The sequence below is a fragment of the Pelagibacterium mangrovi genome (assembly GCF_036662815.1).
In the GTDB taxonomy this organism is placed as follows: Bacteria; Pseudomonadota; Alphaproteobacteria; order Rhizobiales; family Devosiaceae; genus Pelagibacterium; species Pelagibacterium mangrovi.
Map to the genome: position 1 here is coordinate 347,588 of NZ_JBAFXA010000003.1, position 24,853 is coordinate 372,440.

At 63.1% G+C, this 24,853-nt stretch carries 24 protein-coding genes; 7 read left to right on the forward strand and 17 right to left on the reverse strand.

The window, feature by feature from the left end; genetic code table 11:
* Nucleotides 1-2: 2 nt before the first annotated feature.
* Nucleotides 3-464, forward strand: coding sequence for an SRPBCC family protein (locus V4T21_RS06870; RefSeq protein ID WP_332714764.1), 462 nt, complete (start codon nucleotides 3-5; stop codon nucleotides 462-464).
* A gap of 30 nt (nucleotides 465-494) precedes the next feature.
* Here the strand turns inward: V4T21_RS06870 and V4T21_RS06875 are convergent, their stop codons facing one another.
* The 5 genes from V4T21_RS06875 to V4T21_RS06895 all read right to left on the reverse strand — a co-directional run bounded on the left by V4T21_RS06875 (nucleotide 495) and on the right by V4T21_RS06895 (nucleotide 5,474).
* Nucleotides 495-1,436 (reverse strand): ABC transporter substrate-binding protein, encoded by a 942-nt coding sequence (locus V4T21_RS06875; RefSeq protein WP_332714766.1) that lies wholly within the window; start codon nucleotides 1,434-1,436, stop codon nucleotides 495-497.
* An 8-nt stretch (nucleotides 1,437-1,444) separates the two neighbouring features.
* Entirely contained in the window at nucleotides 1,445-2,422 is a 978-nt protein-coding gene (locus tag V4T21_RS06880; protein WP_332714768.1) for an iron-siderophore ABC transporter substrate-binding protein, read from the reverse strand.
* Between the two features lie 96 nt (nucleotides 2,423-2,518).
* Nucleotides 2,519-3,379 carry an ABC transporter ATP-binding protein gene (locus tag V4T21_RS06885; protein ID WP_332714770.1) on the reverse strand — a complete coding sequence of 287 codons (861 nt, stop codon included), beginning with the start codon at nucleotides 3,377-3,379 and terminating at the stop codon, nucleotides 2,519-2,521.
* Nucleotides 3,376-4,428: an iron-enterobactin ABC transporter permease gene (gene fepG / locus V4T21_RS06890; protein ID WP_332714772.1), complete on the reverse strand. Its 1,053-nt coding sequence runs from the start codon at nucleotides 4,426-4,428 to the stop codon at nucleotides 3,376-3,378. The genes V4T21_RS06885 and fepG overlap by 4 nt, the downstream gene beginning before the upstream one ends.
* Nucleotides 4,425-5,474, reverse strand: coding sequence for an iron chelate uptake ABC transporter family permease subunit (locus tag V4T21_RS06895; protein ID WP_332714774.1), 1,050 nt, complete (start codon nucleotides 5,472-5,474; stop codon nucleotides 4,425-4,427). The genes fepG and V4T21_RS06895 overlap by 4 nt, the downstream gene beginning before the upstream one ends.
* A gap of 207 nt (nucleotides 5,475-5,681) precedes the next feature.
* Between V4T21_RS06895 and V4T21_RS06900 the strand changes: the two genes are divergently transcribed.
* Entirely contained in the window at nucleotides 5,682-6,329 is a 648-nt protein-coding gene (locus V4T21_RS06900) for an outer membrane protein (protein ID WP_332714776.1), read from the forward strand.
* A gap of 71 nt (nucleotides 6,330-6,400) precedes the next feature.
* On the opposite strand, the gene recJ is transcribed toward V4T21_RS06900, so the two are convergent.
* Nucleotides 6,401-8,191, reverse strand: a complete 1,791-nt coding sequence (gene recJ, locus V4T21_RS06905; protein ID WP_332714778.1) for a single-stranded-DNA-specific exonuclease RecJ — start codon at nucleotides 8,189-8,191, stop codon at nucleotides 6,401-6,403.
* Nucleotides 8,192-8,344: 153 nt separating this feature from the next.
* Between recJ and V4T21_RS06910 the strand changes: the two genes are divergently transcribed.
* Together V4T21_RS06910 and V4T21_RS06915 are read left to right on the forward strand one after the other, a co-directional pair.
* Nucleotides 8,345-8,881: a hypothetical protein gene (locus tag V4T21_RS06910; protein ID WP_332714780.1), complete on the forward strand. Its 537-nt coding sequence runs from the start codon at nucleotides 8,345-8,347 to the stop codon at nucleotides 8,879-8,881.
* A 524-nt stretch (nucleotides 8,882-9,405) separates the two neighbouring features.
* Entirely contained in the window at nucleotides 9,406-9,927 is a 522-nt protein-coding gene (locus V4T21_RS06915) for an HPP family protein (RefSeq protein WP_332714782.1), read from the forward strand.
* Between the two features lie 102 nt (nucleotides 9,928-10,029).
* Here the strand turns inward: V4T21_RS06915 and glpX are convergent, their stop codons facing one another.
* The 4 genes from glpX to argC all read right to left on the reverse strand — a co-directional run bounded on the left by glpX (nucleotide 10,030) and on the right by argC (nucleotide 15,366).
* Nucleotides 10,030-11,001 carry a class II fructose-bisphosphatase gene (gene glpX, locus V4T21_RS06920; RefSeq protein WP_440589638.1) on the reverse strand — a complete coding sequence of 324 codons (972 nt, stop codon included), beginning with the start codon at nucleotides 10,999-11,001 and terminating at the stop codon, nucleotides 10,030-10,032.
* Between the two features lie 289 nt (nucleotides 11,002-11,290).
* A complete protein-coding gene (locus V4T21_RS06925; RefSeq protein WP_332715066.1) occupies nucleotides 11,291-12,604 on the reverse strand; it encodes a homoserine dehydrogenase in 1,314 nt (437 codons plus the stop codon).
* Between the two features lie 330 nt (nucleotides 12,605-12,934).
* Nucleotides 12,935-14,149, reverse strand: a complete 1,215-nt coding sequence (locus V4T21_RS06930; protein WP_332714786.1) for an LL-diaminopimelate aminotransferase — start codon at nucleotides 14,147-14,149, stop codon at nucleotides 12,935-12,937.
* Nucleotides 14,150-14,313: 164 nt separating this feature from the next.
* Nucleotides 14,314-15,366: an N-acetyl-gamma-glutamyl-phosphate reductase gene (argC, locus tag V4T21_RS06935; protein ID WP_332714788.1), complete on the reverse strand. Its 1,053-nt coding sequence runs from the start codon at nucleotides 15,364-15,366 to the stop codon at nucleotides 14,314-14,316.
* 141 nt (nucleotides 15,367-15,507) lie between these two features.
* Between argC and V4T21_RS06940 the strand changes: the two genes are divergently transcribed.
* Nucleotides 15,508-16,794 carry a glycosyltransferase gene (locus tag V4T21_RS06940; protein WP_332714790.1) on the forward strand — a complete coding sequence of 429 codons (1,287 nt, stop codon included), beginning with the start codon at nucleotides 15,508-15,510 and terminating at the stop codon, nucleotides 16,792-16,794.
* A 34-nt stretch (nucleotides 16,795-16,828) separates the two neighbouring features.
* On the opposite strand, the gene V4T21_RS06945 is transcribed toward V4T21_RS06940, so the two are convergent.
* The 5 genes from V4T21_RS06945 to V4T21_RS06965 all read right to left on the reverse strand — a co-directional run bounded on the left by V4T21_RS06945 (nucleotide 16,829) and on the right by V4T21_RS06965 (nucleotide 20,834).
* Nucleotides 16,829-17,590: an ABC transporter permease gene (locus V4T21_RS06945; RefSeq protein WP_332714792.1), complete on the reverse strand. Its 762-nt coding sequence runs from the start codon at nucleotides 17,588-17,590 to the stop codon at nucleotides 16,829-16,831.
* Nucleotides 17,587-18,534, reverse strand: coding sequence for an ABC transporter ATP-binding protein (locus V4T21_RS06950; protein ID WP_332714794.1), 948 nt, complete (start codon nucleotides 18,532-18,534; stop codon nucleotides 17,587-17,589). Before V4T21_RS06950 ends, V4T21_RS06945 begins: the two co-directional genes overlap by 4 nt.
* A 113-nt stretch (nucleotides 18,535-18,647) precedes the next feature.
* The gene (gene rpsI, locus V4T21_RS06955; protein WP_332714796.1) at nucleotides 18,648-19,127 is read right to left on the reverse strand and encodes a 30S ribosomal protein S9; all 480 of its coding nucleotides are present in this window, start codon (nucleotides 19,125-19,127) and stop codon (nucleotides 18,648-18,650) included.
* 2 nt (nucleotides 19,128-19,129) lie between these two features.
* Nucleotides 19,130-19,594: a 50S ribosomal protein L13 gene (rplM, locus tag V4T21_RS06960; protein ID WP_332714798.1), complete on the reverse strand. Its 465-nt coding sequence runs from the start codon at nucleotides 19,592-19,594 to the stop codon at nucleotides 19,130-19,132.
* 175 nt (nucleotides 19,595-19,769) lie between these two features.
* On the reverse strand, nucleotides 19,770-20,834 hold the full coding sequence (locus V4T21_RS06965; RefSeq protein ID WP_332714800.1) for a COX15/CtaA family protein: 1,065 nt from the start codon (nucleotides 20,832-20,834) through the stop codon (nucleotides 19,770-19,772).
* 92 nt (nucleotides 20,835-20,926) lie between these two features.
* Here V4T21_RS06965 and V4T21_RS06970 point away from each other — a divergent pair, with 92 nt between their 5' ends.
* Nucleotides 20,927-21,130: a DUF2842 domain-containing protein gene (locus V4T21_RS06970; protein WP_332714803.1), complete on the forward strand. Its 204-nt coding sequence runs from the start codon at nucleotides 20,927-20,929 to the stop codon at nucleotides 21,128-21,130.
* Here V4T21_RS06970 and V4T21_RS06975 read toward each other — a convergent pair.
* Entirely contained in the window at nucleotides 21,127-22,173 is a 1,047-nt protein-coding gene (locus tag V4T21_RS06975) for a polysaccharide deacetylase family protein (RefSeq protein ID WP_332714805.1), read from the reverse strand. The genes V4T21_RS06970 and V4T21_RS06975 overlap by 4 nt on opposite strands.
* Nucleotides 22,173-24,170, reverse strand: a complete 1,998-nt coding sequence (locus V4T21_RS06980) for a GumC family protein (RefSeq protein WP_332714807.1) — start codon at nucleotides 24,168-24,170, stop codon at nucleotides 22,173-22,175. Before V4T21_RS06980 ends, V4T21_RS06975 begins: the two co-directional genes overlap by 1 nt.
* A gap of 126 nt (nucleotides 24,171-24,296) precedes the next feature.
* On the opposite strand from V4T21_RS06980, the gene V4T21_RS06985 reads away from it, so the two are divergent.
* Nucleotides 24,297-24,851, forward strand: coding sequence for a polysaccharide biosynthesis/export family protein (locus V4T21_RS06985; RefSeq protein ID WP_332714809.1), 555 nt, complete (start codon nucleotides 24,297-24,299; stop codon nucleotides 24,849-24,851).
* The last annotated feature ends 2 nt before the right edge of the window (nucleotides 24,852-24,853 follow it).

A 24,853-nucleotide genomic window follows, 5' to 3' on the forward strand; every position in this document is an offset into this window, starting at 1 on the left:
CCATGAGCGATCTCCCCGACCGCTTCCTGCGGATGACCCGCCGCTTCAAGGCGCCCATCGAACGCGTTTACGAGGCGTGGCTCGACCCCAGCGTCACCAGGCAATGGCTGTTCACCTCGCCAACCAGCGAGTCCAACGAGACCCGAATTCACGCCCATGTGGGTGGCAAATGGACGATGACGGATGTGCGTGAGGGCATTTCCTACACCGGCGAGGGCGAGTATCTCGAACTCGATCCTCCCCATCGCATCGTCTTCACCTTCGGCATGATGCAGTTTTCACCCGATTTCGACACCATCACCGTCGAGCTCTCCCAGGAGGGCGACGAAACGGTGATGGTCTTCACCCAATCGGGTGTCGGCATCGCCGAGGAATTGGCCAATCCGCCGGCCAACCCCGAGGACACCAGCGAGCATGGCTGGAACCTCATGTTCCTCGCCCTGGCGCAGGCCGTCGAGCGCTGAACCGAAAAGGGCGGCTCTGGCCGCCCTCTTTCATTCCGTCACGTCTTCCGATCGCTCGATCAGCGCGGTGATCTTTTCCAGTTCGCCCGCATAGGCGCTGTAGGTCCTGATCCACCATGCCGGCCAATCGCCCGTCTGGTCGGCGCCAACCGCCGGGATCAGCCGCGCCGGCGGCTGGCTGTCGATGGCGATGCGCGAGCCACCGTCGAACCGGTCGTCCAGCAGCAGGATATCGGCGGGATAGGTGTCGGCGTTTTCCCAGCTCAACTGGTGCCAATATTCGCCCTCCGGCACGTCGGGCATGACGATATCGAGCCCCCAGCGCTGGAAATCCTGCAACTCCGCCGCCGATCCCGGCCTCGCGACATAAAAGCCGTCGGCGCTGGCGTAAGCGGCCATCGCGACAAGATCGGGCTTTGCCTCCGCCGCCGTCGTGAACGCCTCGCGTGCGACCTCGAACGCCTCGCGCTGTTGGGCGATCTCGGGGGCATCCAGATCGGCACCCAGCGCCTCGGCCAATTGGCCATAGCTTTCGATGATCGAGAGCACGGAATCGCCCTGCTCGATCCCCACGATAGGCGCCACGCCCCCGAACTGCCCCTCGGGCGTCATCTGGTCGCCGCCGCTGTAATCGCCCGTGGTGGGGAAAAATTCAGTAACGATCAGATCCGGCTCGAAGGCCAAAAGACTCTCGGGCTGCAATTCATTGTACGCCGTGCGGATCACCTCGATCCCCTCAAGGTCGAACTCGGCGTAGCTTTTTTCCGACGCGCTTTCGTCGGTGAAAATCGCCACCGGACGGATGCCGAACTGCATCAGCCCCGCTGCCGAGGCGGAAAACGCGACAACCCGTTCGGGCTGCGAATCGAGGGCAATCTCATTGCCGACATCGTCGGTGAACGTCCACTCCTGCGCGAGCGCGGCACCAGCGGAAAACGCAAGCGCCACAAGCACGAAAGCGGGAGTCCTCATCAATCGATTCATCGTGCATCACCCTCTTCGAGCGTTTCAGCGAGCCGGGGCACGAAGCGGTCCATCGCCCACGGCAGCGAAAGAGCGGAAGGCGCCGAAAGCGCCATCGCGTAGGACAGATCGGTGAGCGGAACGAAGTGGCCCTCGGCGATGGGCTGCCAGCGCGCGAACAGCGGGTTGGCCATCAGCGTGTCCACAGTCTCCTGGTCGTTGTACCAGGCGATAAACACGTCGGCGTCGATCGTATCGAGATTTTCGTAGCTGATCTTGCTGGTATAGCTGTCAGCCGGCAGCTCATGAAGCGCCTCGGCCGGCACCAGTCCAAGATCGGACAGCAGGTGCACGCGCGGATCGTGCGGCAGGTAAACACCCATTCCCGCTCCATCGACGCCCATACCCCCGCCAAAAGCGAAAGTCTTGCCTTCGATCACCGGATACTGCTCGACATAGCTTTCGAGCATGTTCTGCGTATCGGCGACCAATTCCTGCGCCTCGTCCTGACGCCCCAGCACGTTACCGGCGATCTCGATCACCTCCTGCCAGCCCCCGCTCCAGGGAATTTCCTTGAACGGGATGGTGGGCGCAATCGCTGAAAGCCTCTGGTATTCTTCCTGGCTGTACCCGCTATAGGGCACGAAAATCAGGTCCGGCTCATAGGTCAGCAGCTCCTCGAAGGGCACCCCATCGGTGGTGTCGATGGTGGGCGGCAACTCCTCGCCGCGCTCGGCATAAGCGTCCTTGATCCAGGGCAGATAACCGTTTTCGTCGCCGCCCCAGGCCTGATACTGGATGGCGACCGGGCTTTCGCCCAGCGCGATGATCGCTTCCTGGCTCATCCAGCTCAGCGTCACGATGCGCTCGGGAAACTCCTCGATCACCGTTTCGCCGAACGCGTGCTCCACCGTCACCGGATAGGCGTCCTGCGCCCAGACCGGCGTCGAAGCCAAGGCGGTTGCCACAAGGGCACCGGCGAAAATCCTGCTCATGGAGCGATCCTCTCGTTTTTAGAGCATTTGCTCTAAGTTTTTGTTTTGTCCCGCTTCCGAACCGCAATAGTGGTATCCACTTTTGCTGGAAGCGCTTCAGGGTTTGTCGGGCGCCGTATGCGGAATCGAGCCGCGCGGAATGACCATCGGCGTCTTGGCCAGCGGATCGTCGATGATGATGCAGGGCAGCCCGAACACCTCTTCGACCAGTTCCGCCGTGATGATCTCGGCTGGCGCGCCTTCGGCGAGAATCTGTCCGTCCCGCATGGCGATGATATGGGTCGCGTAGCGGCAGGCGTGGTTGAGGTCGTGCAGCACCGCCACCACCGTATGCCCCTCGCGCTGGTTGAGCACGCGCAGCAATTCGAGCAGCTCGATCTGGTGGGCGATGTCGAGATAGGTCGTCGGCTCATCGAGCAGCAGCATGGGGGTTTGTTGGGCCAGCACCATCGCCACCCAAACCCGCTGGCGTTGCCCGCCGGAAAGCTCATCCACCAGTCGGTGCGACAGCGGAGTGATCTTGGTCGCTTCCATAGCGTCCATCACCGCCTTTTCGTCCTCGACGGACCATTGGCGGATGAATTTCTGGTGCGGATAGCGCCCGCGCGCCACCAGATCGGCCACAGTGATGCCCTCGGGCGCTATCGAGGTCTGCGGCAGCAGGCCGAGCCGGCGCGCCACCTCCTTGGCGGGATATTGCGAAATCGCCTTGCCATCCAGCATCACTTCGCCCGCCGATGGACGGATCAGCCGTGAGAGAGCCCGCAGCAGCGTCGATTTTCCGCAGGCATTGGCGCCCACGATCACCGTGAACCCCTTGTCGGGGATTTCGACCGAAAGGTCCTGCGAAATCACCCGCTGGTCGTAGCCAATCGTCGCCTTCTGCGCCGAAAGCCGGGCCGTGCCGACGAGTTCGGCGGGGTCGAAATGCTGGTTCATCGTGGCTTCCCCGGTCATTGCCGCCGGGCTTCCCGCACCAGCAGCCAGACAAAATAGATCCCCCCGATCGAGACGGTGACCACACCGACCGGCAGTTGGGTGGGCGCGAACATGCGTTGGGCCAGAAGGTCGGCCACCGCCAGCAGCAGCGCCCCCATCGCCGCCGAGGGCAGCATGGCGACCCCCGCCGCTCCGGTCACCCGGCGCGCGATTTGCGGCGCGGCCAGCGCGACAAAGGCGATCGGCCCGGCTACCGCCGTGGCCGTCGCCGTCAATGCCACGCCCAAAAGCAATAGCGAGAGCCGCACCGGCTCGACCAGGACGCCGAGCGCGCGCGCCGCGTCGTCCCCCATTTCGAGCTGTTTCATCGGCCGGCCGAGAATGAACGCGGCGGGTATGAAGATGCCCAGCACCAGCAGCGTGGGCCACAATTTGTCCAGCCCCAGCCCGTTGAGCGAGCCGGCGCCCCACACAGCCGCCGCCATGGCGACTTCGAGATCGGCACGCAGCATCAGCCAGGTGTTGAGCGAGGAGAGCATGGCGCTCATCCCGATCCCCACGATGATCAGCCGGAAGCCTTCGACGCCGCGCCGCCAGGCCAGCAGGTAAACGGCCAGCGCGGTCACCACGCCCCCCAGCAGCGCCCCGCCGGCGATCTGGTAGTAATTGCCCGAAAACCCGATGATGACGATCAACGCGCCGGTATAGGCGCCCGAATTGAACCCGATGATATCGGGGCTGCCCAGCGGATTGCGGGTCAGCGACTGGAAGATCGCCCCGCTCATCCCCAGCGCCGCGCCCAGCAGCAGGGCCAGCAGCGCGCGCGGCAGCCGCCATTCGACCACCACCATATGGATGCGCCCTTCGGCCTGTCCCATCAGGGCAGAGAACACGTCGGGCACGGGCACCGGATATTCCCCGCTCGACAGCACGATCAGCGTCACGAGAATCGCAAGGACCGTCATGATCGAAACGAGGAACAGCACGCGCGTATCGAGCCTGATCGTCAGCCGGCCGTCGAGCAGGCGCAGGACCCGGGTGGGGCGTCCGAAATCGATGGCGCTCATAGTCCGCTCACCTTGCGTCGCCGCGCCAGAAGGATCAGCACCGGCGCGCCCACGAATGCGGTGACGATCGCCACCTGAATTTCCCCCGGCCGCATGATGATGCGCCCCACGATGTCGGAAACCAGCAGCAGCACGGGCGCGAGCACCACGGTATAGGCAAATATCCAGCGTTGGTCCGGCCCCACGATCCAACGCGCGACGTGCGGCACCATAAGCCCCACGAATCCAATGGGCCCGGCCGCCGCCGTCGCGCCGCCGGCAAGCAGCGTTACTGCGACCACCACCACCACCCGCACGCGAAAAATGTTGGCGCCCAGCGCCTTGGCCAGATCGTCCCCCAGCGCCACCGCATTGAGCGGCCGCGCCACCGCGCCCGCCAGCACAAGACCGACGATCACGAAAGGCGCCACGGTGACCACTGCATCGTAATTGCCCCCGCTCAGCGCCCCGGCGCCCCAATGGCGCATCCGGTCGAACGCGCTCGGATTGAGCAGCGTCAGCGCCGTCGAGACACCCCCGAGAATCGCCCCGATGGCGACACCAGCGAGCGTCAGCGAGATCGGCGTCGCCCCACCGCGACCCGCCGAGCCAACCAGATAAACCACGACCGTCGTGACGATGGCCCCGAGAAAAGCGAACCAGATATAGGCGTCGAGCGAGGTGTACCCCAGATAGCCCACCGCGATCAGGACGAAAAAGCTCGCGCCCGCGTTGACGCCCAGAATTCCCGGATCGGCCAGCGGATTGCGCGTCAGCGCCTGGATCAGCGCCCCGGCAATCCCCAGCGCCGCCCCCACCAGCAGCCCCAGAACGGTGCGCGGCAGGCGCAACGACTGGATGATGGCGTGATCGTTGCTGTCGTCATAGGCAAACAGGGCATCGATCACGGTGGGCAGCGCAATGTCGCGTGACCCCACGGCGATCGAGAGCAACACCACCAGCACGAGCACCGCGATCATGGCCAGAAGCCCGCCAAAGCGGCGCGCATTGGTTGCAGCCACTCCGGGCCGGCGCGCGGCTTGTGCTTCTTCGGCAATGGCGGTCACAGGGCCCTGTCTCCGGCACGAAGCTCACAGGATTGGCGATGACCCTAGCTATATTTTATGATTTCGGCAGTCAAGTTACTGCTACGCACCCATTGCATTTCCCGCCGCGCGATTATCACGCCCTGTTGATCGGCATATCAATCATCCAGCAACTGTTTGGAGCGAAAAGGGCGGTCCAAGGGGGCAACGCGTATTTGGAGTTCCGAAATGCATAAAACCATGATCGCCGCAGCCGCGCTGTCGGCCATTCTCGTCGGCCAGGCCAGCGCCGCCGATCCGCTGGGCACCAACTCATCCTACGGCCCATACGGCATGGCGACCGGCTCAGGCTTTGGCGGGTTCTATGCCGGCGGCAATCTCGGCTATGGCCGGGGCGAATATTCCGACAGAGACGGCGACACCGATATCGGTGGTTTCCTCGGCGGGCTGCAGGCCGGTTACAACGCCGATCTCGGCGGCCTGGTCATCGGCGTCGAGGGCGATTACCAGCTCTCGGACGTCAAGTTCGAGGAACCCCGCCCCGTCAGCGACAACTACAATGCCGGCCTCAATCACTACGGCACCGTGCGCGGCCGCGCCGGTATCGATATCGGCGGCATCATGCCCTACGCCACCGGCGGCGTCGCCTTCGGCGACATCGGCTATCAATTCGAGAACTCGGACGGCCAGACCGTCTCGGAATCCGAATATGGCTGGGGCCTCGCCGCCGGTCTGGGCATCGAGGCCATGGCCGCCAACAACATGTCGCTCAAGGCCGAATATCTCTATGTCGGCTTCGGCGAGTACGATCTCGGCGGCGACACCGTGGACGCCAACGCTCACACCACCCGCGTCGGCCTCAACTTCCATTTCTAAATCGCTCGATTTTATCCCCTCCGCCCCTTAGGGAGCGGAGGGGCCGCCGACACCGAAAAAGCCCGCCGCTCCTACCCCACCGCCGCCGCGTCGATAATCCTGAGCTGCACGCTCTCGCGCCCCTGCCAGTGGTCGATATTGAGCGTGCCGGCCACGTGCAGCTTCTGCCCGTCCCGCGCCTTGAGCAGCGCCTCGCCCAGCGGGCTTCCCGCCGCGCGGAACGCTATAGCCTTGAGATTGGCGCCGTCCCCCGAGCTCACCGTGCACCGCACATGCCCGCCCGCCCCCACCACGTCGGCAAACCGTATCTGGTGAGCGGGAAAGGCAAAGACCGGCGTGGGATTGCCCGATCCGAACGGCCCGGCCCGCTCGACCTCATGGACGAAGTCGGTATTGGCCCCGCGCGCCGTCAGCGCCGCGTCGATCTTCAGCCCATCGCCCGCCTTGGCCGCCGCCACGTCGTCGGCCAGCACGTCGTTGAGATAGGTCCTGAACGGCCCCAACTGCCCCGCGCTCAGCGTCACCCCCGCCGCCATGGCGTGGCCCCCGCCCTTGACGATGATCCCACCACGCACGGCATCGACCACCGCAGCGCCCAAATCCACCCGCGGCACCGAGCGCCCGGAACCCGTGCCGCCCCCATCGGGGGCCAATGCGATGGCGAAGGCCGGCCGGTTGAACCGTTCCTTGAGCCGCGCCGCCACCAGCCCCACAATCCCCTGGTGCCATTCCGACGATGCGGTCACCAGCACCGCCGGCCCCGGCCCCTCGCCGATCTCGTACTCAGCCGCTGCCACAGCCTGCTCGACCGCCGCCACCTCGATCCGCTGCCGCTCGGCGTTCAGCTCATCGAGCCTCTGTGCAATCGTCAGCGCTTCATATTCATCATCGCCCGCCAGAAGCCGCGCCCCCAGCCCCGCATCCCCGATCCGCCCGCCGGCGTTGATCCGGGGCCCGAGCAGGAAGCCCAGATGATAGGCATTGACCGGTCCCGAAACGCGCGCGGCGATCGCCAGGCTTGAAAGCCCCACATTGCCCCCGGCCCGCATCACCTCGATGCCGCGCACCACGAACGCCCGGTTGAGCCCCTTGAGCGGCACCACGTCGCACACCGTCGCCAGCGCCACGAGGTCCAGCCAGCCCATCAGATCGGGAAGCCCCGACTGCCCGCGTTCGCGTAAAATCCTGTTGGTCGCCACCAGCACCATGAAGGCGACGCCCGTGGCGCACAGATATCCCAGCCCTGAAATGTCGTCGCGCCGGTTGGGATTGACCAGCGCCGTCGCGTCGGGCAGCTCGTCGGGCGCCAGATGGTGATCGACGATCAGCACATCCGCCCCGCGCGCCCTGGCATGGGCGATGGGCCCGTGGCTTGCCGTTCCGCAGTCCAGCGTCATCACCAGCGAGACACCCTGCTCGATCAGCCCGTCCATCGCCGCATTGTTGGGCCCATATCCCTCGAAAATGCGGTCCGGAATATGGGTGGGCGGGTTGAGCCCGAAATGGCGCAGATAGCGCACCATCAGCGCCACCGAGCATGCGCCGTCCACGTCATAGTCGCCGAACAGCCCGATGGTTTCCCGCGTTTCGATGGCGTCCGCCAGCCTTCCTGCCAGCGCATCCATATCGGCCAGCGTCGAGGGGTCGGGCATCAGCGCGCGGATGGTGGGCGCTATGAAGCTTTCGGCGTCTTCCACCGCCACCCCGCGCCCCGCCACGATGCGGGCCAGAATCTCCGATAGTCCCGTCTGCTGGCCGATCGCGCCCGCCATGCGGCCGGCGACAGGATCGAGCCGGTCGAGCCATCGCCGCCCGGAGACCGATCTTTCAACGTTGAGAAAGGCTTGGGTCGTAAGCGTCATGACCTATCTATAGACGCTGGATGGCCGATATCGATAGCCCGGCCACGCCGATTTACACGCCATTCGGCGTTATGCCGCGCGGGAACATCGGCGTCCGATCGTCGTTTTGCATGAGGCACCGATTTGCCTGATAGATTTTTCGAGGGACCGACAATGAAGACCAAGTTCGTTTTGCCTTTCGCCCTGATTTCGGCCATCGCCCTTGCCGCCTGCGAGGAACGCGCCGGCGCGCCCGATGTCCCCAACCCCGACGCCGGCAATCCCGAATCCTTCTCCGAACCGGTAGAGGAAAACCCCGACACCACCGAAGAGGTCATGTCGCCCGAGGAATTGCAGCAGCGGCGCGAGGAGATCGAGCAGGACGCCCAGCAGACCTTCGAAACCATCATGGAGGACACCCAGCAGGCCGGCGACAACCTCATGCAAATGGGCGATGACGCCATGGACGCATTGAGCCAGGGCGTCACCTCGGCGACCGACGCCATCGAGGTCCAGATCGACTCCCTCGTCGACAACGCCGCCCAATTGCGCGACGACAACATGACCGAGGCCCAAAAGCTCGAAGTCGTCGCCAACGTCCGCAACGCCGCCGAAGAAGCCGCCCGCGCCCTGGGCCAATCCCAAGCCGAAATCACCTCCGCCGGCGACACCGCCGAAGACCGCGCAAGACAGGTGCTCGGCGTGGAGTGAGACCCGAGGCGTAAGCGCCGGGCGTCCGCCCCACGCTCGCTCTCCCCTCTCCCTTCCCTTCGTCGTCCTCGGGCTTGCCCCGAGGACCCACGCAGCGTTCCCACGCCCTCAACGAAAATGTGGCCCTAGCACCCCTCGGAGCAGCCTTCTGGATTGTCGGGTCAAGCCCGACAATGACGAGAGGAGGGATGAGAGCGGGAAAGGAAAGCAGAGCCGGAAGAACTACCGCATCCCATCACCCACCAATCCAGCGTGCCCATCCGAACGCCCCAACCCCTCCATTCCCCACACTCCCTCCCCCTCGTCGTCTTCGGGCTCGACCCGGAGACCCGCAAGGCTTCCCGCAGCTCGGCAGAAGTGTGTCCGCCACCACCCACAGCGCTACAGCTTGAGCAAAACACCCCCACAGCCTTGACAGCCTTCACACTCCCTGAGACCTATGGCCCGCGGCTCCCCTCCCGCCCCAACTTCCCCCTTGTCCGAATCGCTTAAAAAGCTCGGCCATCCCCCTTCAATACTGGTCTATGCGTTCCCTTCTTGCCCTCTATGTCGCCCGCCACGAACCCCGTAAGGATTGGCGCGTTCATTTTCGTTCGGCCCTCGCCACCGGCCTTGCCGTCACCCTTATCGGCTGGCTGTCGGTAACGACCGGCCTGCCGCTGCTGCTGGCCCCGCTCGGGCCGACGGCGATGCTGATCTTCGGGCAGCCCGCCTCACCCGGCGCGCAGCCGATCAACATCTTCGCTGGCTATCTGATCGGAACGATCTTCGCGCTCCTGGCCTCGATCATGCCGGACTCGTGGTGGCTCGCAACGCTGGGCGTCAGCTTCACCATGCTGGCCATGCTCGTTTTGCGCGTAACCCATCCGCCGGCGGCGGCGGTTCCGCTGCTGGTCTATTCCAACCCGGTCGATCCGGTCACGCTGTTCCTGATTCCGTTTCTGGCGTGCCTGTTGCTCGTCGTCCTGGGCGTCGGCGTGCACCGCCTGCCCCCGCGCCAGCGCTACCCGCTGCCGCTCGCCGATGTGGTGTCGCGCCCGACTTAGCATGTCAGCGTTTCTTCGAATCGCTTAATTCCTCTAAGTCTTTGTTTTGTCGCGCTTCCGAACCGCAAAAGTGGTACCCACTTTTGCTGAAAGCGCTCCAGCCTACACGTCCCGCCGATGCTCGGCCGTAATCCACCGGACCGAATGCGACCATGAGCGCATGACGACGCTCGACGTCACCACCCGGCGCGGCATCAGCTTCACCCCGCGCAGCAGGCTTCCATCGGTCACCCCCGTCGCGGCGAACAGCACGTCGCCGCGCACCATGTCCTCGGCTCTGAGCCGGGCGTCCGGGTCCTCGATCCCCAATTCGCGCGCCGCCACCTTCTTGTCGGGCGTATCGAGGATCAGCCGCCCCTGCATCTGCCCGCCCATGCAGCGGATCGCCGCCGCCGCCAGCACGCCCTCGGGCGCACCGCCAGAGCCGAGATAGATATCGATGCCCGTGTCGTCGCTGTTGGCGGCGTGGATCACGGCGGCGATGTCGCCATCGGGCAGCAGCTTGACCGCCACCCCCAGTTCGCGCAATTGCGCGATCAGCCGGGCGTGTCGTGGCCGGTCGAGAAGGCACGCGACGATATCGGTCACCGCCACGCCCTTGGCCTCGGCCAGCGCCGCGATGTTTTCCGCCGGCGTCTTGTCTAGATCGACGATGCCGCGCGGATACCCCGCCCCGATGGCGATCTTTTCCATATAGACGTCGGGCACGCGCAACAGGCCGCCCCGCTCGGAAAACGCCATCACCGAGAGCGAATCCGCAAGGTTCTTGGCGCAGCCCGTCACCCCTTCGAGCGGATCGACTGCAACGTCGATCTCCGGCCCGCGCCCCTTGCCGACAGCTTCGCCCAGCGCCAGCAGCGGAGCATCCCTGCCCTCGCCGATGACGACGCGACCCGCGATCTCGGTGTCGTTGAGCGCGGCATGCATGGCGGTCACGGCGGCCTGATCGGCTTCCATCTCATCGCCCTTGCCGCGCCATCCCGCCGCCGCGATCGCCGCGCGCTCGGTAATCCGCGCGATCTCCAGCGTCAGATTGCGGTCGACGGCAGTCTCGGGGGTTTGGACCACTAGAATTCCTCGATCACGGAGCGCTTCCAGAAATAGTGGCTACCACTTTTCCGGTTCGGAAGCGCGACAAACAAAGACTTAGAGCGATTGAAGCGATTCGAAGAAGCGCTGAAATGCTCTAGGCTAAATCGACATTCAGAAGACCCGGGCTAGCGAATGACAATCTGGGTTCTAGGCAACACCCTGCCCACACCCATCTCCCTGTCACCTCGGGATTTATTCCCGGGGTCCAGCAGCCGCCCATCCACAGCCACCGAGGCGATTTGTATCATTTTCGACTGAATGTCGATTGGCCCTAAAACTCCTCGATCCTGATCAACTGCGGCTGGCCGACGATGAACCCATCATTGGCGATCCGCGTCAGCGCCTCGCGCACGGCGCTTTCAATCGTCTCATGGGTAATCAGCACAACGGTGCGCGAGGTTTCCTCCTCGACGCCCGGCTCGCTGGCCCGCAGATCGGGGCGTTGGATAACGCTTTCGAGCGAGATGTTGCCCTCGCCCATGCGCGTCGCGATCGCCGCCAGCGCACCGGGCACATCCCTTGCGTTGAGCCTTATATAATAACCGCCTTCATGAACCCGCATCGGCGCGCGCTCGCAGGGCGCCAGTTCCGAGGATGGCACGCCGAGCGGGGGCACCTGCGTACCGCGGGCGATGTCGAGAATGTCCGAGAGCACCGACGCCGCCGTCGCTTCGCCACCCGCGCCCGGCCCGGCCAGCAACAATTCCTGAACATGGTTGGTTTCCAGCGCCACGGCGTTGAGCACGCCGTCCACCCCGGCGATCGCGCTCGATTTCCTCACCAGCGTCGGATGCACGCGTTGTTCGATTCCCGTTTCGATCTTGCGGGCCATGCCCAGCAGCTTGATCTTGTATCCCAGATCGGCCGCTACTTTTATGTCGGCCTGGGTGATCCGCGAAATGCCTTCCACGAACACCTGATCGGCCGAGATTTCCGTTTCAAAGCAAAGGCTTGCCAGAATGGCGAGCTTATGGGCCGTGTCGAACCCCTCGATGTCGAAGGTCGGGTCGGCCTCCGCGTAGCCGAGCGCCTGGGCGTCCTTGAGGCATTCCTCGAACGAGATTCCCTCATTGCCCATCCGGGTCAGGATGTAGTTGCACGTCCCGTTCATGATGCCATAGACGCGCGTGATCGCCGCCGAGCCCAGCCCTTCGCGCAGCGTCTTGATCACCGGGATGCCGCCGGCCACCGCCGCTTCGAACCCGAGCTGCGCATGGGCATTTTCCGCCGCCCGCGCCAGCGCCACGCCATGTCGGGCCAGCAGCGCCTTGTTGGCCGTCACCACCGGGCAGCCATTCTCCAGCGCCGCGGTCACCGAAGCCAGCGCCGGTCCATCCTCGCCGCCGATCAATTCCACATAGAGGTCGATATCCCCCGACCGCGCCAGCGCAACCGGGTCGTCGAACCATTTGAACGATGAAATATCCACGCCCCGATCGCGCGAGCGGGACCGCGCCGAAACCGCCGACACGACGATCCGCCGCCCCAGCTTGCGCGCGATGGCATCGCCGTCCTCGGTCAAGATTCGGATCAGCGCCGCCCCGACCGTTCCAAGGCCGGCGATGCCGACCCGCAACGGCCGCATCTCGCCGCCTTCTTCGCCCGCATAGGTCTGCATCGCCCGCGCGATGCGCTGACGCGTTTCGCTGCGGGGCTCACGTCCGTCGCGCAGGTCGAAGACGAACAGCGGATCGCCCGCGATCTCGCGCCCGAACCGCGTCGGGGTCCACCCGCGTTCCGAGATGAAGGTTTCGATTGAAGACTTGAAATTTTCGATGTCACTCATGTGCGCGCCTATGAATTGCGCGCGCACATGAATAGGAATTTGCCTACACGTCAACCCCAAGGCTTCAATACCGTCAACGCAGGGCTCGGCACCCGTTCAATACCATGAACAGGTGCCCATGTTGATGAGTCACGCCTGGGACAGTTTCACCACATTGCCGCCGCTCGCGGTGCCGCCGAGAAATTTCTTGATGGCCCGCGCGGCCTGGCGGATGCGCTGCTCGTTTTCGACGAAAGCGAGGCGCACATACTGGTCGCCATATTCGCCGAACCCCACGCCGGGCGCCACGGCGACACCGGTTTCCTTGATCAAAAGCTTAGCAAATTCAAGGCTTCCCAGCTCCGCGAACTGATCGGGGATCGGCGCCCAGGCAAACATCGTGGCGGCCGGAACCGGGATGTTCCACCCTGCCCGCCCGAAGCTTTCCACCATCACGTCGCGGCGGTGCTTATAGATGTTGCGCACCTCTTCAATGCAGGAATCATCGCCATTGAGCGCCGCAGCGGCGGCCACCTGAATCGGGGTGAACGCACCATAGTCGAGATACGACTTCACGCGCGCCAGCGCAGCGATAAGCCGTTCATTTCCCACGGCAAATCCCATCCGCCAGCCGGGCATCGAGAAGGTCTTGGACATGGAGGTAAACTCCACGGTCACATCCATCGCGCCGGGGATTTCGAGCACCGAATGGGGCGGCTCGTCGTCGAAATAGATCTCGGAATACGCAAGATCGGAGAGAATGAAGATCTCATTCCTACGGCAATAGTCGACGACCTCCTTGTAGAAGTCGAGCGAGGCGACGTAAGCTGTTGGATTGGCAGGATAATTGAGAATCAGCGCAATCGGCTTGGGGATCGAATGGCGCACCGCGCGATCCAGCGAGCGCATGAAATCCTCATTGGGATCGGCGGGCATGGAGCGAACCACGCCACCGCTCATGATAAAGCCAAAGGAATGAATGGGATAGGTCGGGTTGGGCACCAGTACCACGTCGCCGGGCGCGGTGATCGCCTGCGCCATGTTGGCAAACCCTTCCTTGGAGCCCAAAGTCGCCACGACCTGGGTATTGGGGTCCAGCTTCACCCCGAAACGCCGGCCGTAATAGGACGCCTGCGCCTTACGCAGTCCGGGAATTCCGCGCGATGTCGAATAGCGGTGCGTGCGCGGGTCCTTGACGGTTTCCTTAAGTTTATCAACGATGTGCTGGGGGGTCGGCAGGTCCGGATTGCCCATGCCCAGGTCGATGATATCGACACCTTCCGCTCGCGCCTTGGCCTTGATGGGGTTGATGTGCTCGAACACATAGGGCGGCAAGCGGCGGATGCGGTGGAATTCTTCGGTCATTTTATCCTCGTGCGGGACAGCCATGCTATCCCTATTGCTCCCGGCGACGCAGCGCGCGCGGGCAAAAGATTATCTGGGGATCAAGGTGTCGAAAGTGTGAACGGGGCGTCCGCTGTATTGAAAAGACCGGCCGCTCGCCGTGGTCTTTACCGGCCCTGACGCTGTTAGGGAAACAGCGGCAGAGCCTCGATAGCGGTTGCCTCGGGGAAACCGAAGGCCACGTTGAAGTTCTGGATCGCCTGCCCCGCGCTGCCCTTTACGAGATTGTCGATGGCCGCGATCACGATCACCCGTCCGGGAATCCGGTCGTCGAACACGTTGATGACGCAATAGTTCGAGCCGCGCACATGGCCCGTCGACGGAATATCGCCCTTTTCGCCAATGCGGATGAACTGCTCATCGGCGTAGGCGTCACGCAATACCTGGCGCACTTCGTCGGCGTTCTTGCATTTGTCGAGCTTCACATGGGCCGTCACCAGCTCGCCCCGGCTCATCGGGATCAAGTGCGGAGTGAAGTTGACAGCGACCTTCCTGCCGGCCACTAGCCCGATTTCCTGTTCGATTTCAGGCGCATGGCGATGCACGCCCACGCCATAGGGCGTCACGCTCTCGCCGGCTTCGGCCATCAGCGTATTCTGCTTGGGCGCCCGCCCTGCCCCCGAAACGCCGGACTTGGCGTCGATGATCAGGTCGTCGGTCGAAATCGCTCCGTGCTTGACCAGCGGCAACAGCGCCAGAAGCGTCGCGGTGGGATAGCAGCCGGGACATGCGATGATCCGCGCATCGCGAATCGCATCGCGATTGTGCTCGGTCAGTCCATACGCCGCCTGTTCCTGCAAATGGGGGGCGATGTGGTCGGCGCCATAGACCGGACCGTAATCGGCGGCATTGCGGAAGCGGAAGTCCGCTCCCATATCGATTACGCGCAGCGACGGATTGCGTTCGGCAATGTCGGCGACCAGTTTCTGGCTCGCTCCATGCGGAAGGCCGGCAAAAACGACGTCGACGCCGGAAAAATCGACGTCCTCATTGGCGACAAGGTCGGGAAGCCCCGCCCCCGCCAGATGAGGATACACCGAGGACATGGGCTTTCCCGCATGCGTATTGGCGGTGAGCGCCACGAATTTGAGGCCCGGATGCCGTACACCCAGTCGCAGCAAATCGGCTCCGGTATATCCCGAAGCGCCAAGAAGTGCGGCTGTCCTGGGCGGTTGCATCTGACTTGCCCTCGTTGTCCGATTGTGTAAATGAAACGCGCGAAGGGTCGTCATAATGCTCTGTATCGACAAAGTAAATGACCCCGTTGCCTTCCGGCGCGCCATCGCGCGCGCGGGCCGCGGCAAGGTATCGAGGTGAAGATGACAAAGCGCATTGCGATGGCCACTCTTGGCACGCAAGGTGACATTCAGCCTTACGTGGCCCTGGCAAGAGCGATGAAGGCTCAGGGCTATTCGGTGGTCCTTGGGGCGACCGACGATTTCGAACCCATGATCACCGGATACGGCATCGAGTTCTGGAGCCTTGGCCCCTCGATGCAGGACTTCGTCAAGCAAAGCCAGTTCGAGCGCGCCATGAACCAGAGCCTGCTGGTCAATGCGCCGTCCCTGCTGCGGCAGGGCCAGAAAATCGTCGATCGCGCCGCGCGCTCGGCCTGGGACATGGCGCAGGGCGCGGACTGCATCGTGCTCAACATGAACACGAGCTTTTCGATAGATATCGCCGAAGCGCTCGATATTCCGGCCATTGTCGCCGCCCTGCAGCCGCTCAATTCGACAAGCGAATTCCCGCTCTGCATCTATTACGGTCCATCATTCGGCAAGACCATCAACCGGCTGACCTATTCAACGATGACCGTGCAGCAGATCTATTACAATCTGCCGCGCAACAAGCTGCGCCGCGAGTTGATGAATTTGGGGCCGCGCCGAAATGGCGGCTTTTTCAAGGATACCGACGGTACTCCGCTCTGGACCCTCAACGCTTATTCCGAAATCGTGTCCCCGCGCCCACGCGACTGGCCGAAAACATCGATCGTCACGGGATATTGGATGCTGCCCGACAATACGGGCTGGCAGCCGAGCGAAGAGTTCAAGACCTTTCTCGCGAAGGGACCGCAGCCGATCTATGTGGGCTTTGGCTCCATGCCCTTCGGTGCGGATCGCAACACCGATATCCTGCGCGAAGCCCTCAACCGCTGGGACGGCCGGGTGGTCGTCGGTCGCGGCTGGGGCGGCATCAAGCCCGATGAACTGCCGAGCGAGCGGGTTTACGTGATCGACCGCGCGCCCCACGACCAACTCTTCAAGCACGTCAAGGCCGTGGTCCATCACGGCGGTGCCGGCACGACGGCCGCCGGCCTGCATCTGGGCCGCCCGACCTTCATCGTGCCTCAGATGGTCGATCAGCCCTATTGGGGCGGCCGCGTGCATGAACTCGGTTGCGGGCCAAAGCCCGTACGCCGCCGCAAGCTCACGGCGGAGGCACTGGCCGACGCACTCGCGCAACTTGATTCCAATCCCGACTACGCCCGCAACGCCGAAAAAATCGGCGAACAGCTTCGGGCTGAGGACGGCGCCGGCAAGGCGATCAAGGTGATCGAGCGGGTGATGGCCAATTACCAACCGCGCAGCGAGCGCAAGCTGGCCTGAGGCCAGGCCATTCTCTCGCCTCGTCGCCTTTGCGCTAGCTCCGCAGCTTGTAGCCCGTCCTGAAGATCCAGGTGATGATGCCGAGCGCTATGGCCATGAATACCAGCGTCATGGCCAGGCTGATCGCGATATCGACGTCGGCGACCCCATAAAAGCTCCAGCGGAAACCGCTCACCAGATAGACCACCGGGTTGAACAGCGCGATGGTCTGCCAAGTCTCGGGCAGCATGGTGATCGAATAGAAGGTACCGCCGAGAAAGGCGAGCGGGGTGACGATCAGAAGTGGAATAAGCTGAAGCTTTTCAAAGCCATCCGCCCAGATGCCGATGATGAACCCGATCAGCGAGAAGGTCACCGCCGTGAGCACCATGAAGACTACCATCCACACCGGATGCTGGATCGTGATGTCGACGAAAAGCGTCGCGGTCGCGAGGATGATCAGCGCGAGAATGATCGATTTCGTCGCCGCCGCCCCCACAAAAGCAATGATGGTTTCCACATGCGAGATAGGCGCCGAGAGGATTTCGTAAACGGTGCCGGCGAATTTGGGAAAGTAGATGCCGAACGAAGCGTTGGATAGCGATTGTTGCAACAGGGACAGCATGATCAGTCCCGGAACGATGAACGCGGCGTAGGAAACGCCCTCGACCGACTCGATGCGCGACCCGATCGCGGCGCCGAAGACCACGAAATAAAGCGAAGTCGAGAGCACCGGCGAGACGATGGACTGGGTAACCGTGCGCCACCAGCGCGCCATTTCGAAAGTATAGATGGCCTTGATCGCGTAGTAGTTCATGTCCGGTCCCTCAGAAGCCCGATAAAGATATCCTCGAGCGAGGATTGGCGTGTCGAAAGGTCCTTGATGCGGATGCCTTCGGCATTGATGGCGGAGATCAGATTGGCGATGCCCGTGCGGTCGGCCTGGCTGTCATAGCTGTAGATCAGCTCCTCGCCATCGGCCGAAAGCGCAAGACCCGTTTCGGCCAAGGCCGCCGGCAGCACTTCGACCGGCTCCTGCAACTGGATCGTCAGATCCTTCTTGCCGAGCTTGGCCATGAGCGCGGCTTTTTCCTCGACCAGAATGATCTCGCCGTTCGAGATGACCCCGATCCGGTCGGCCATCTCCTCGGCTTCCTCGATATAGTGGGTGGTGAGAATGATCGTGACGCCGTTTTCGCGCAGGTCCCGCACCACGTTCCACATGTCGCGCCGCAGCTCGACGTCGACGCCGGCTGTCGGCTCGTCGAGGAACAGGACCTTGGGTTCGTGGCTCAGCGCCTTGGCGATCAGCACCCGGCGCTTCATCCCGCCCGAAAGCGTGATCAGCTTGTCGTGACGCTTGTCCCAGAGCGAAAGATCGCGCAGGATTTTTTCGACCACCGCATCATTGCGCGGCTTGCCGAACAGGCCGCGCGTAAAGCTCACCGTCGCCCAGACGGTTTCGAACCGGTCGGTGGTCAGCTCCTGGGGCACCAGCCCGATCAGCGCCCGCGTTTTGCGGAATTCAGTGACGACATCGTGGCCGCCTACGAGGATCTGCCCCGATGTCGGACGAACCAGTCCGCAGATCGTGCCGATCAGCGTCGTCTTGCCCGCTCCGTTCGGTCCCAGCAGCGCGAAGATTTCGCCGGCCTTGATCTCGAGATCGACATTCTTGAGCGCGGAAAAACCGGTATCGTATGTCTTGTTGAGACCCGAGATCGAAACCGCCGGTCGCGCCGTTATCGTCTGCATGTTCATGGAATCGCCCTCCGGCTAGAGCAGCCAATGTAGGTAGCGTTTTTTCAAAGACTACCCTCGGAAAATAAAAAAGCCCGCCGAAGCGGGCTTTCTCGAAAAATCGTTTGAAGCGATTAGCGCTTGGAGAACTGGAAGGACCGGCGAGCCTTGGCCCGGCCGTACTTCTTGCGTTCGACCACGCGGCTGTCGCGGGTGAGGAAACCACCCTTCTTGAGCGCGCCGCGCAGCTCGGGCTCATAATGGGTCAGAGCCTGCGAAATGCCGTGACGGATGGCGCCGGCCTGGCCCGACAGACCACCACCGGCGACGGTGGCGACGATGTCGTACTGGTCGACACGCTCGGCGGTCACGATGGGCTGCTGCAAGATCATCTGCAGAACCGGACGCGCGAAATAGGCGGTGAATTCCTTGCCGTTGACGGTGATCTTGCCCGAACCGGGCTTCACCCAGACGCGGGCAACGGCATCCTTGCGCTTGCCGGTGGCATAGGCGCGGCCGTAGGCGTCGAGCTTCTGGGTATAAACCGGCGCGTCATTGGCGGCCGTATCCGTCGCAGTGCCGAGGTCTTCGAGAGAATTAATGGTCTCGGACATGATTACTTCACCCTCACATTCTTGGTGTTGAGCGCTGCAACATCGAGGGCTTCGGGCTGCTGGGCTTCATGGGGATGCTCGGAACCGGCATAGACGCGCAGGTTCTTGAGCTGGGCGCGGGTCAGCGGGCCGCCCGGCATCATGCGGCGCACGGCGTTCTCGACGACGCGCTCGGGGAAACGACCCTCGAGCATTTCGCGCATCGTGCGGTCCTTGATGCCGCCGGGATAGCCGGTGTGCCAGTAGAAGCGCTTGTCATCGAGCTTCTTGCCGGTGAACTTCACCTTGTCGGCATTGATGACGATGACGTTGTCGCCCATGTCCTGGTTGGGGGTGAAGGTCGGCAGGTGCTTGCCGCGCAGACGGGTCGCGATGATCGTGGCCAGACGGCCAACGACGAGACCTTCCGCGTCGATCAAAACCCACTTCTTCTCGATCTCGCCAGCCTTGGCCGAGTAGGTTTTCATTATTGGGTTCCTTATGGATATCTCTTGCGAGAAAGGCCGCCGAAAATCCGGCGGCCGGTTCTCGACCGCCCTTGCGGACGGCCATTTCGAAGCGCGTCATACAGGCGGCCACAACAGCCGTCAAGCACAAACTATTTATCGTTTATAAACAAGCACTTGCGCTTGCGGTATTATTTTACCGCGAAGAAAGCTTATGCATATCAGAAAGATAGGCCATGACGATTCCGATGAGGATAAAGGCCAGCGCCTGGTGCCCCAGCGCGATCGGAATACCGACCACCGACAAAAGCGTGCCGATGCCCAGGAAAACCTGCAGCAATACCGTCAGTGCAATGACCGACATCCACACATGGACACCCTCGAAATCCGAGCGGAAGTATCTCACGACCCACATTGCCAGGGCGTAGAACGTGATGAAATAGGCCAGCATGCGGTGATTGAACTGGACGGTGAGGACATGTTCGAACGCGCTTTTCCACGCCGGCTCGAGCGGGAACAATCCATCGGGCACGAACATGCCATTGATCAACGGCCAGGTGTTGTAGATCAGCCCGGCGTGTAGCCCGGCAACCAGCGCTCCGGCTACGATCTGGATGAAAAGCAATCCGAAAAGCACCCAGCTTGCGATCAGCCATCCGCGGCTTGGTCTTGTCCCCTCGCTCGGCGGCTCCAATCCGCGCGCCACCCAGACCAACGCCAGCATCAACACGCAGGCGGCGCCCAGATGGGTGGCAAGGCGATATTGAGAAACCGAGGTGAGGTCGGACAATCCGGAGGAGACCATCCACCAGCCGAGGAAACCCTGAAAGCCGCCGAGTACGAACAGGCCGGCCAGCGGCCAGATCATCGATTTCGGGATACGGCGCTGGGCGACGAAAATCACGAAGGGAATGGCGAAAGCAAATCCGAGCATGCGCCCCAGGAAGCGGTGAATCCATTCCCACCAGAAGATGAGCTTGAATTCGGCCACGCCCATCCAGCCGGCGAAGTTTTCCTCATACTGCGGAATCTGCTGATAAGCCTCGAACTCGGCCTGCCAGTCGGCATCGGACAATGGCGGGATGATGCCGGAGATCGGCTTCCAGCTCGTTATCGAAAGCCCCGACTCGGTCAGGCGGGTCGCTCCACCGACCAGCACCATCAACAGCACGAAGGCCGCAAGGCAGTAGAGCCAGATGCGTACGGGTTTGAGGCGAGCATAGTCGAGCGATATTGAGCCGGAGGAGGCGATGGCAGACACGAAACTGTACCGGAGTTGTCAATCTTGACCGAACTGCTAATGGGATGGCGTCCAAATGGCAATGATCACATTCGCCGCAGTTCGGAGACAGGATGACACAACGCCAACGCAAGGCCGTCGGAACGATCCTCACCCTGCTTACGCTGGTCGTGTGGGCCGCGCTGGGAATGTGGATTTACGAGCTCTGGCTGGTGGGCGCACACAATCTCGTGCATCTGGCGTTTTTCGTTCTATTCGGGCTCGCGTGGGTCTTCCCCGCGATGGTCGTCATCCGCTGGATGCTCAAGCCCGATTAAGAAACGTCGAGACGCCTGCCCCGCCGCATGAGGGTAAAAACCTCCGCGGTCAGGAAAACATCTATGAAGCGTTTTTGCTGGAACAGGCCGTTGAGCGATATGCGCGGCAGTGCTTCCAGATGGCCGGCGTGCTCGGCATAGAGCCCGCCGGGCCGCGTGGTTACCGCCGTTGTAAATCCCAATCCCTTCGCCGTTTCGAACTCACGCGGCCCCGCTGCCGCAACGCCGCCGATCGGATAGGACAGATGGCGCGGCGTTTTCCCGAACTGGGCGGCCAGCACCTTTGCCGATTGCTCGATCTCGGCCCGCATCTGGTCGGGCGGCAGCTTGGAGAGTTCAAAATGGTGCACTGTATGGGCGCCGATCGTGCAGAGCGGATCGTCGGCAAACGTCTTGAGCTCGGTCCAATCCATGATCAGGTCCCGGCAGTGCCGCGCGAGGTCTAAGCCATAGCGATCGGCCAGAGTTTTGACCGAGGCTTCCCGTTCAGGTTCGGGCATCTTGCGGTAGCGGTCATAGACATAGGCGAAGGTCGCGCGCTTTTGCTCGAGCGTCGCCGCATCGCCATAGTGCGGCCCCTCGGGCAAATCGATGACGACCACCTCATTGGCCGCGATTATGTCTTCAAGCGCCTGCCACCAGACGATGCCCGTGCCATCGATCAGGGCCGTCGGGATATAGAGCGTGAACGGCGCCTGATGCTTTCTGAGCACAGGCAGAGCGTGAACCAGATTGTCGCGATACCCGTCATCGAACGTCAGCACGACGAATGGCTTGTGCTCCGAGGTGCCCAGCCGCCGCACGGCCTCGTCGAGATCGACGATATCGAACCCCGTCTCCCGCGCCCGCACGATCACCGCTTCGAGAAAGTCGGGCGTGACCTGCAGGATGCCATTGGGCGCGAACGCGGCCGGCGGCTCGGGCAACACGTGATGGAGGGTGAAGATGACGCCGCGCGCGCCGGAAAAGCGCCGCAACGCCGGGGCGACACCCGGCAAGGCCAGAGCCTCGAACGCCGCTCTATAGAGCCCGTAGCGGGGCATCAGGCGACTTCGGATCGCGGCCCGGCGGCGGCGATGACGCGCAAATCCTCGAACCCAAGGGAGGCGACTTCGCTGCGCGTGTCGCCGAGTGCCGAATCGTCGTTGGCGAGCAGCACGCATTTGGCACCCGCGCCGGTGAAAAGCGGCAGGCTCGAGCCCATGCCGACCTTCCCGGTCACGACGACGATCACCTCGTAAATGTCGGAGAGCGCATCGATGAGGGTCAGGACGCGGTCCGTGGCCGGACGAAGGTGCTCGCCCTGCCCCCAGGGCACGAAGGCAAACCGTTCTTCCATGCCACGGTGCACCACATCGCCGAAATCGGCTTCCTGCGCGCAGAGATCGGTGAGACCGGGTTCGATCCCCTGCTGCCCGCTGGCGGCGTCGATTTCGGCGACGCTCTGCCCGTTCCCCACGATGGAGGCGGTCAGCCGCTCGGCAAAATCCATGCTTTCCTTCCAACCCTCGTCGGAGGCGACCACGATAAGACGGTCGAGGCCGGCGAGCGCACGCGCCGCCTGGGCCTCGATTTCCGATTCCAGCGCGCTTATGGGTGCGCGGATGCCGGCGATGGCCGGGGGCTGGTTCGGCGCGTCGGAATTGGCGGCGAGGAGCGCACCGCCCTCCTCTTTTCCGAGCAACGGTTCAGCCGTCAGCCCGCGTTCGACCAGCGCGCGGCCCGACAACAATTCCGAGAAGATGACGGCGCCGACCTGCAGCAGGATGGACGCGATACCGACCGCCATCAGGATCAGGCTGGTCTGCGGCGAGGCGGGCGAGCTGGAGGGCGCCGCTTCGCTCACGAACCGGACGTCAGGCAGCGATGATCCGATATCCGAGCGCGCCGTCGCTTCTGTGAACCGCAGAAGATAGGCGTTGAGCAAATCACGTTGCGCGGCGGCTTCGCGCTCGAGTTCGGCCAGCGTCACGCCCTCGACGGTGTTGGAGCCGGCGGTAACCTTGAGGCGATCGAGCTCGGCCTGCAGCGACTGTTCCAGATCGGCCTCGATCTGCGCCTGCGCCTCGAGCGCCTGGGCTACGCGCTGACCCTCGTTGGAAATCTGCTCGTTGATCGCCGCGATCTGGGCATCCAGTGCGCGGATCGTCGGATGATTGGGCAAGAGCGTCGCCGATTGCTGGGCGCGCTCCCCCTGCAGGCGCGCCAGTTCCTGGCTCAGTTGCTGCACGATCACCGAGGTCTGCACGTCGGAAACGCCCACGACGGACTGGCCGGATTCGAGCAGGCTGCGGATCAGCTGCGCGCGCGACTGTGCGGCGCTGCGCCGTTCCGCCGCCGCCGCGATCTGCGCGCCGAAGTTGGAAAGCTGCTGATCGGTGAGATTTTCGTTGTTGGAGCCCGTAAACAGATCATTGGCGACACGGAAATCGGCGATCGCCCGCTCGGCCCCGGCCACATTTTCGCGCAGGCGATTGATTTCCTCTTCCAGCCAGGTGGTCGCCGATACGGTATCCGCGATCTGTTGACCGGCCCGCCGCTGGACGTGGGTTCGGGCAATCCCATTGGCGATCCGCGCCGCAAGCTCGGGATCGGTGGAACGATAAGCAATCGAGATCAACCGCGACGAGCGTTCCTGGGTGACGATCAGATTGTCACCGATCTCCCCGATTATCTCGCCGTCGCTCCATCCCTCGAAGGCCGCCTCGTCGCGCAGATCGATGGCCTCGATGGTTGCGAGAATCGTGTCGCGGGACTTGATCAGCTCGATCTGGCTGGAAACGGCTGCCGCGTCGATGAAATAGGATTCGGCGTTCTGGTTGCTCGCCGCGCTCGTAAAGACGGTGCTGCGCGGCTCGACCAGCAATTCGGCCCGCGACTCGTAGAGGCGGGGCACAAACATCAGCACCATATAGGCCAGCGCCAGAAGCAGGACGGTAACGAATCCAATCCGCACCAGCTTACCGAGAAGGGCGCGCAGGATCAGGCTTGCATCTATGCTCGCTTCCGCTTGCGCCGCGATGGGTGCAGAATCGCTCATATGTCGTCCCCCGGGTATGATCGGCTTATCGCCCCTCCATGGTAATCAATCGGTTAAGGACTCCTGTAATAAGGGGTTATTAACCACGACATGGGACAGCTAGTGCAGGATCGCTGGGGGCAAATCATGGGTCGGCTGCGCTTTGCATTGATTTTCTTGCCGCTGCTGCTGGCAGCGTGCGCCCATGGCAGCGCTCCCGCCACCTACCTCGTCGAGCAGACCGGTCCCTATCTCCTCGATAGCGGCGACGTACTGCGGGTGAGCGTTTATGGCGACCCCAACCTGACCAATACCTACAGGGTTGACGATTCTGGCTCGATCGCCATGCCGCTGGTCGGCGCCGTGACGGCGCGCGGCGTTACCACCACCGTCCTCTCCCAGCGGGTCGCATCGGCGCTCGCCGCCGGTTTCATGCGCAACCCCAATGTCGCTGTCGAAGTGGCTGAATATCGTCCCTTTTTCATTCAGGGCGCCGTTGGGTCCTCGGGTCAATATCCCTATGTTTACGGCATGACGGTTCGCGCGGCGATCAGCGCCGCCGGCGGCTTCTCGGATACGGCCAGCCGCGACACGGCCACGATCTACCGCCGCCAGGACAATGATATGGTCAAAGGCACCGTAGAGCTCGATTTCCCCATCCTGCCCGGCGACACCATCGTCATCTCCGAACGCTGGATCTGACC

What these genes read in the sequence shown, in the direction of transcription:
- recJ (WP_332714778.1), bottom strand. Translation starts at nt 8,191, where the DNA reads ATGACGCTTACGACCCAAGCCTTTCTCAACGTTGAAAGATCGGTCTCC.
- fepG (WP_332714772.1), bottom strand. Translation starts at nt 4,428, where the DNA reads ATGAGCGCCATCGATTTCGGACGCCCCACCCGGGTCCTGCGCCTGCTC.
- V4T21_RS06925 (WP_332715066.1), bottom strand. Translation starts at nt 12,604, where the DNA reads ATGCGGCCGTTGCGGGTCGGCATCGCCGGCCTTGGAACGGTCGGGGCG.
- V4T21_RS06900 (WP_332714776.1), top strand. Translation starts at nt 5,682, where the DNA reads ATGCATAAAACCATGATCGCCGCAGCCGCGCTGTCGGCCATTCTCGTC.
- V4T21_RS06875 (WP_332714766.1), bottom strand. Translation starts at nt 1,436, where the DNA reads ATGAGGACTCCCGCTTTCGTGCTTGTGGCGCTTGCGTTTTCCGCTGGT.
- V4T21_RS06970 (WP_332714803.1), top strand. Translation starts at nt 20,927, where the DNA reads ATGACACAACGCCAACGCAAGGCCGTCGGAACGATCCTCACCCTGCTT.
- V4T21_RS06940 (WP_332714790.1), top strand. Translation starts at nt 15,508, where the DNA reads ATGACAAAGCGCATTGCGATGGCCACTCTTGGCACGCAAGGTGACATT.
- V4T21_RS06945 (WP_332714792.1), bottom strand. Translation starts at nt 17,590, where the DNA reads ATGAACTACTACGCGATCAAGGCCATCTATACTTTCGAAATGGCGCGC.
- rplM (WP_332714798.1), bottom strand. Translation starts at nt 19,594, where the DNA reads ATGAAAACCTACTCGGCCAAGGCTGGCGAGATCGAGAAGAAGTGGGTT.
- V4T21_RS06885 (WP_332714770.1), bottom strand. Translation starts at nt 3,379, where the DNA reads ATGACCGGGGAAGCCACGATGAACCAGCATTTCGACCCCGCCGAACTC.
- V4T21_RS06950 (WP_332714794.1), bottom strand. Translation starts at nt 18,534, where the DNA reads ATGAACATGCAGACGATAACGGCGCGACCGGCGGTTTCGATCTCGGGT.
- V4T21_RS06975 (WP_332714805.1), bottom strand. Translation starts at nt 22,173, where the DNA reads ATGCCCCGCTACGGGCTCTATAGAGCGGCGTTCGAGGCTCTGGCCTTG.
- V4T21_RS06980 (WP_332714807.1), bottom strand. Translation starts at nt 24,170, where the DNA reads ATGAGCGATTCTGCACCCATCGCGGCGCAAGCGGAAGCGAGCATAGAT.
- V4T21_RS06880 (WP_332714768.1), bottom strand. Translation starts at nt 2,422, where the DNA reads ATGAGCAGGATTTTCGCCGGTGCCCTTGTGGCAACCGCCTTGGCTTCG.
- V4T21_RS06930 (WP_332714786.1), bottom strand. Translation starts at nt 14,149, where the DNA reads ATGACCGAAGAATTCCACCGCATCCGCCGCTTGCCGCCCTATGTGTTC.
- V4T21_RS06985 (WP_332714809.1), top strand. Translation starts at nt 24,297, where the DNA reads ATGGGTCGGCTGCGCTTTGCATTGATTTTCTTGCCGCTGCTGCTGGCA.
- V4T21_RS06870 (WP_332714764.1), top strand. Translation starts at nt 3, where the DNA reads ATGAGCGATCTCCCCGACCGCTTCCTGCGGATGACCCGCCGCTTCAAG.
- rpsI (WP_332714796.1), bottom strand. Translation starts at nt 19,127, where the DNA reads ATGTCCGAGACCATTAATTCTCTCGAAGACCTCGGCACTGCGACGGAT.
- V4T21_RS06910 (WP_332714780.1), top strand. Translation starts at nt 8,345, where the DNA reads ATGAAGACCAAGTTCGTTTTGCCTTTCGCCCTGATTTCGGCCATCGCC.
- V4T21_RS06915 (WP_332714782.1), top strand. Translation starts at nt 9,406, where the DNA reads ATGCGTTCCCTTCTTGCCCTCTATGTCGCCCGCCACGAACCCCGTAAG.
- argC (WP_332714788.1), bottom strand. Translation starts at nt 15,366, where the DNA reads ATGCAACCGCCCAGGACAGCCGCACTTCTTGGCGCTTCGGGATATACC.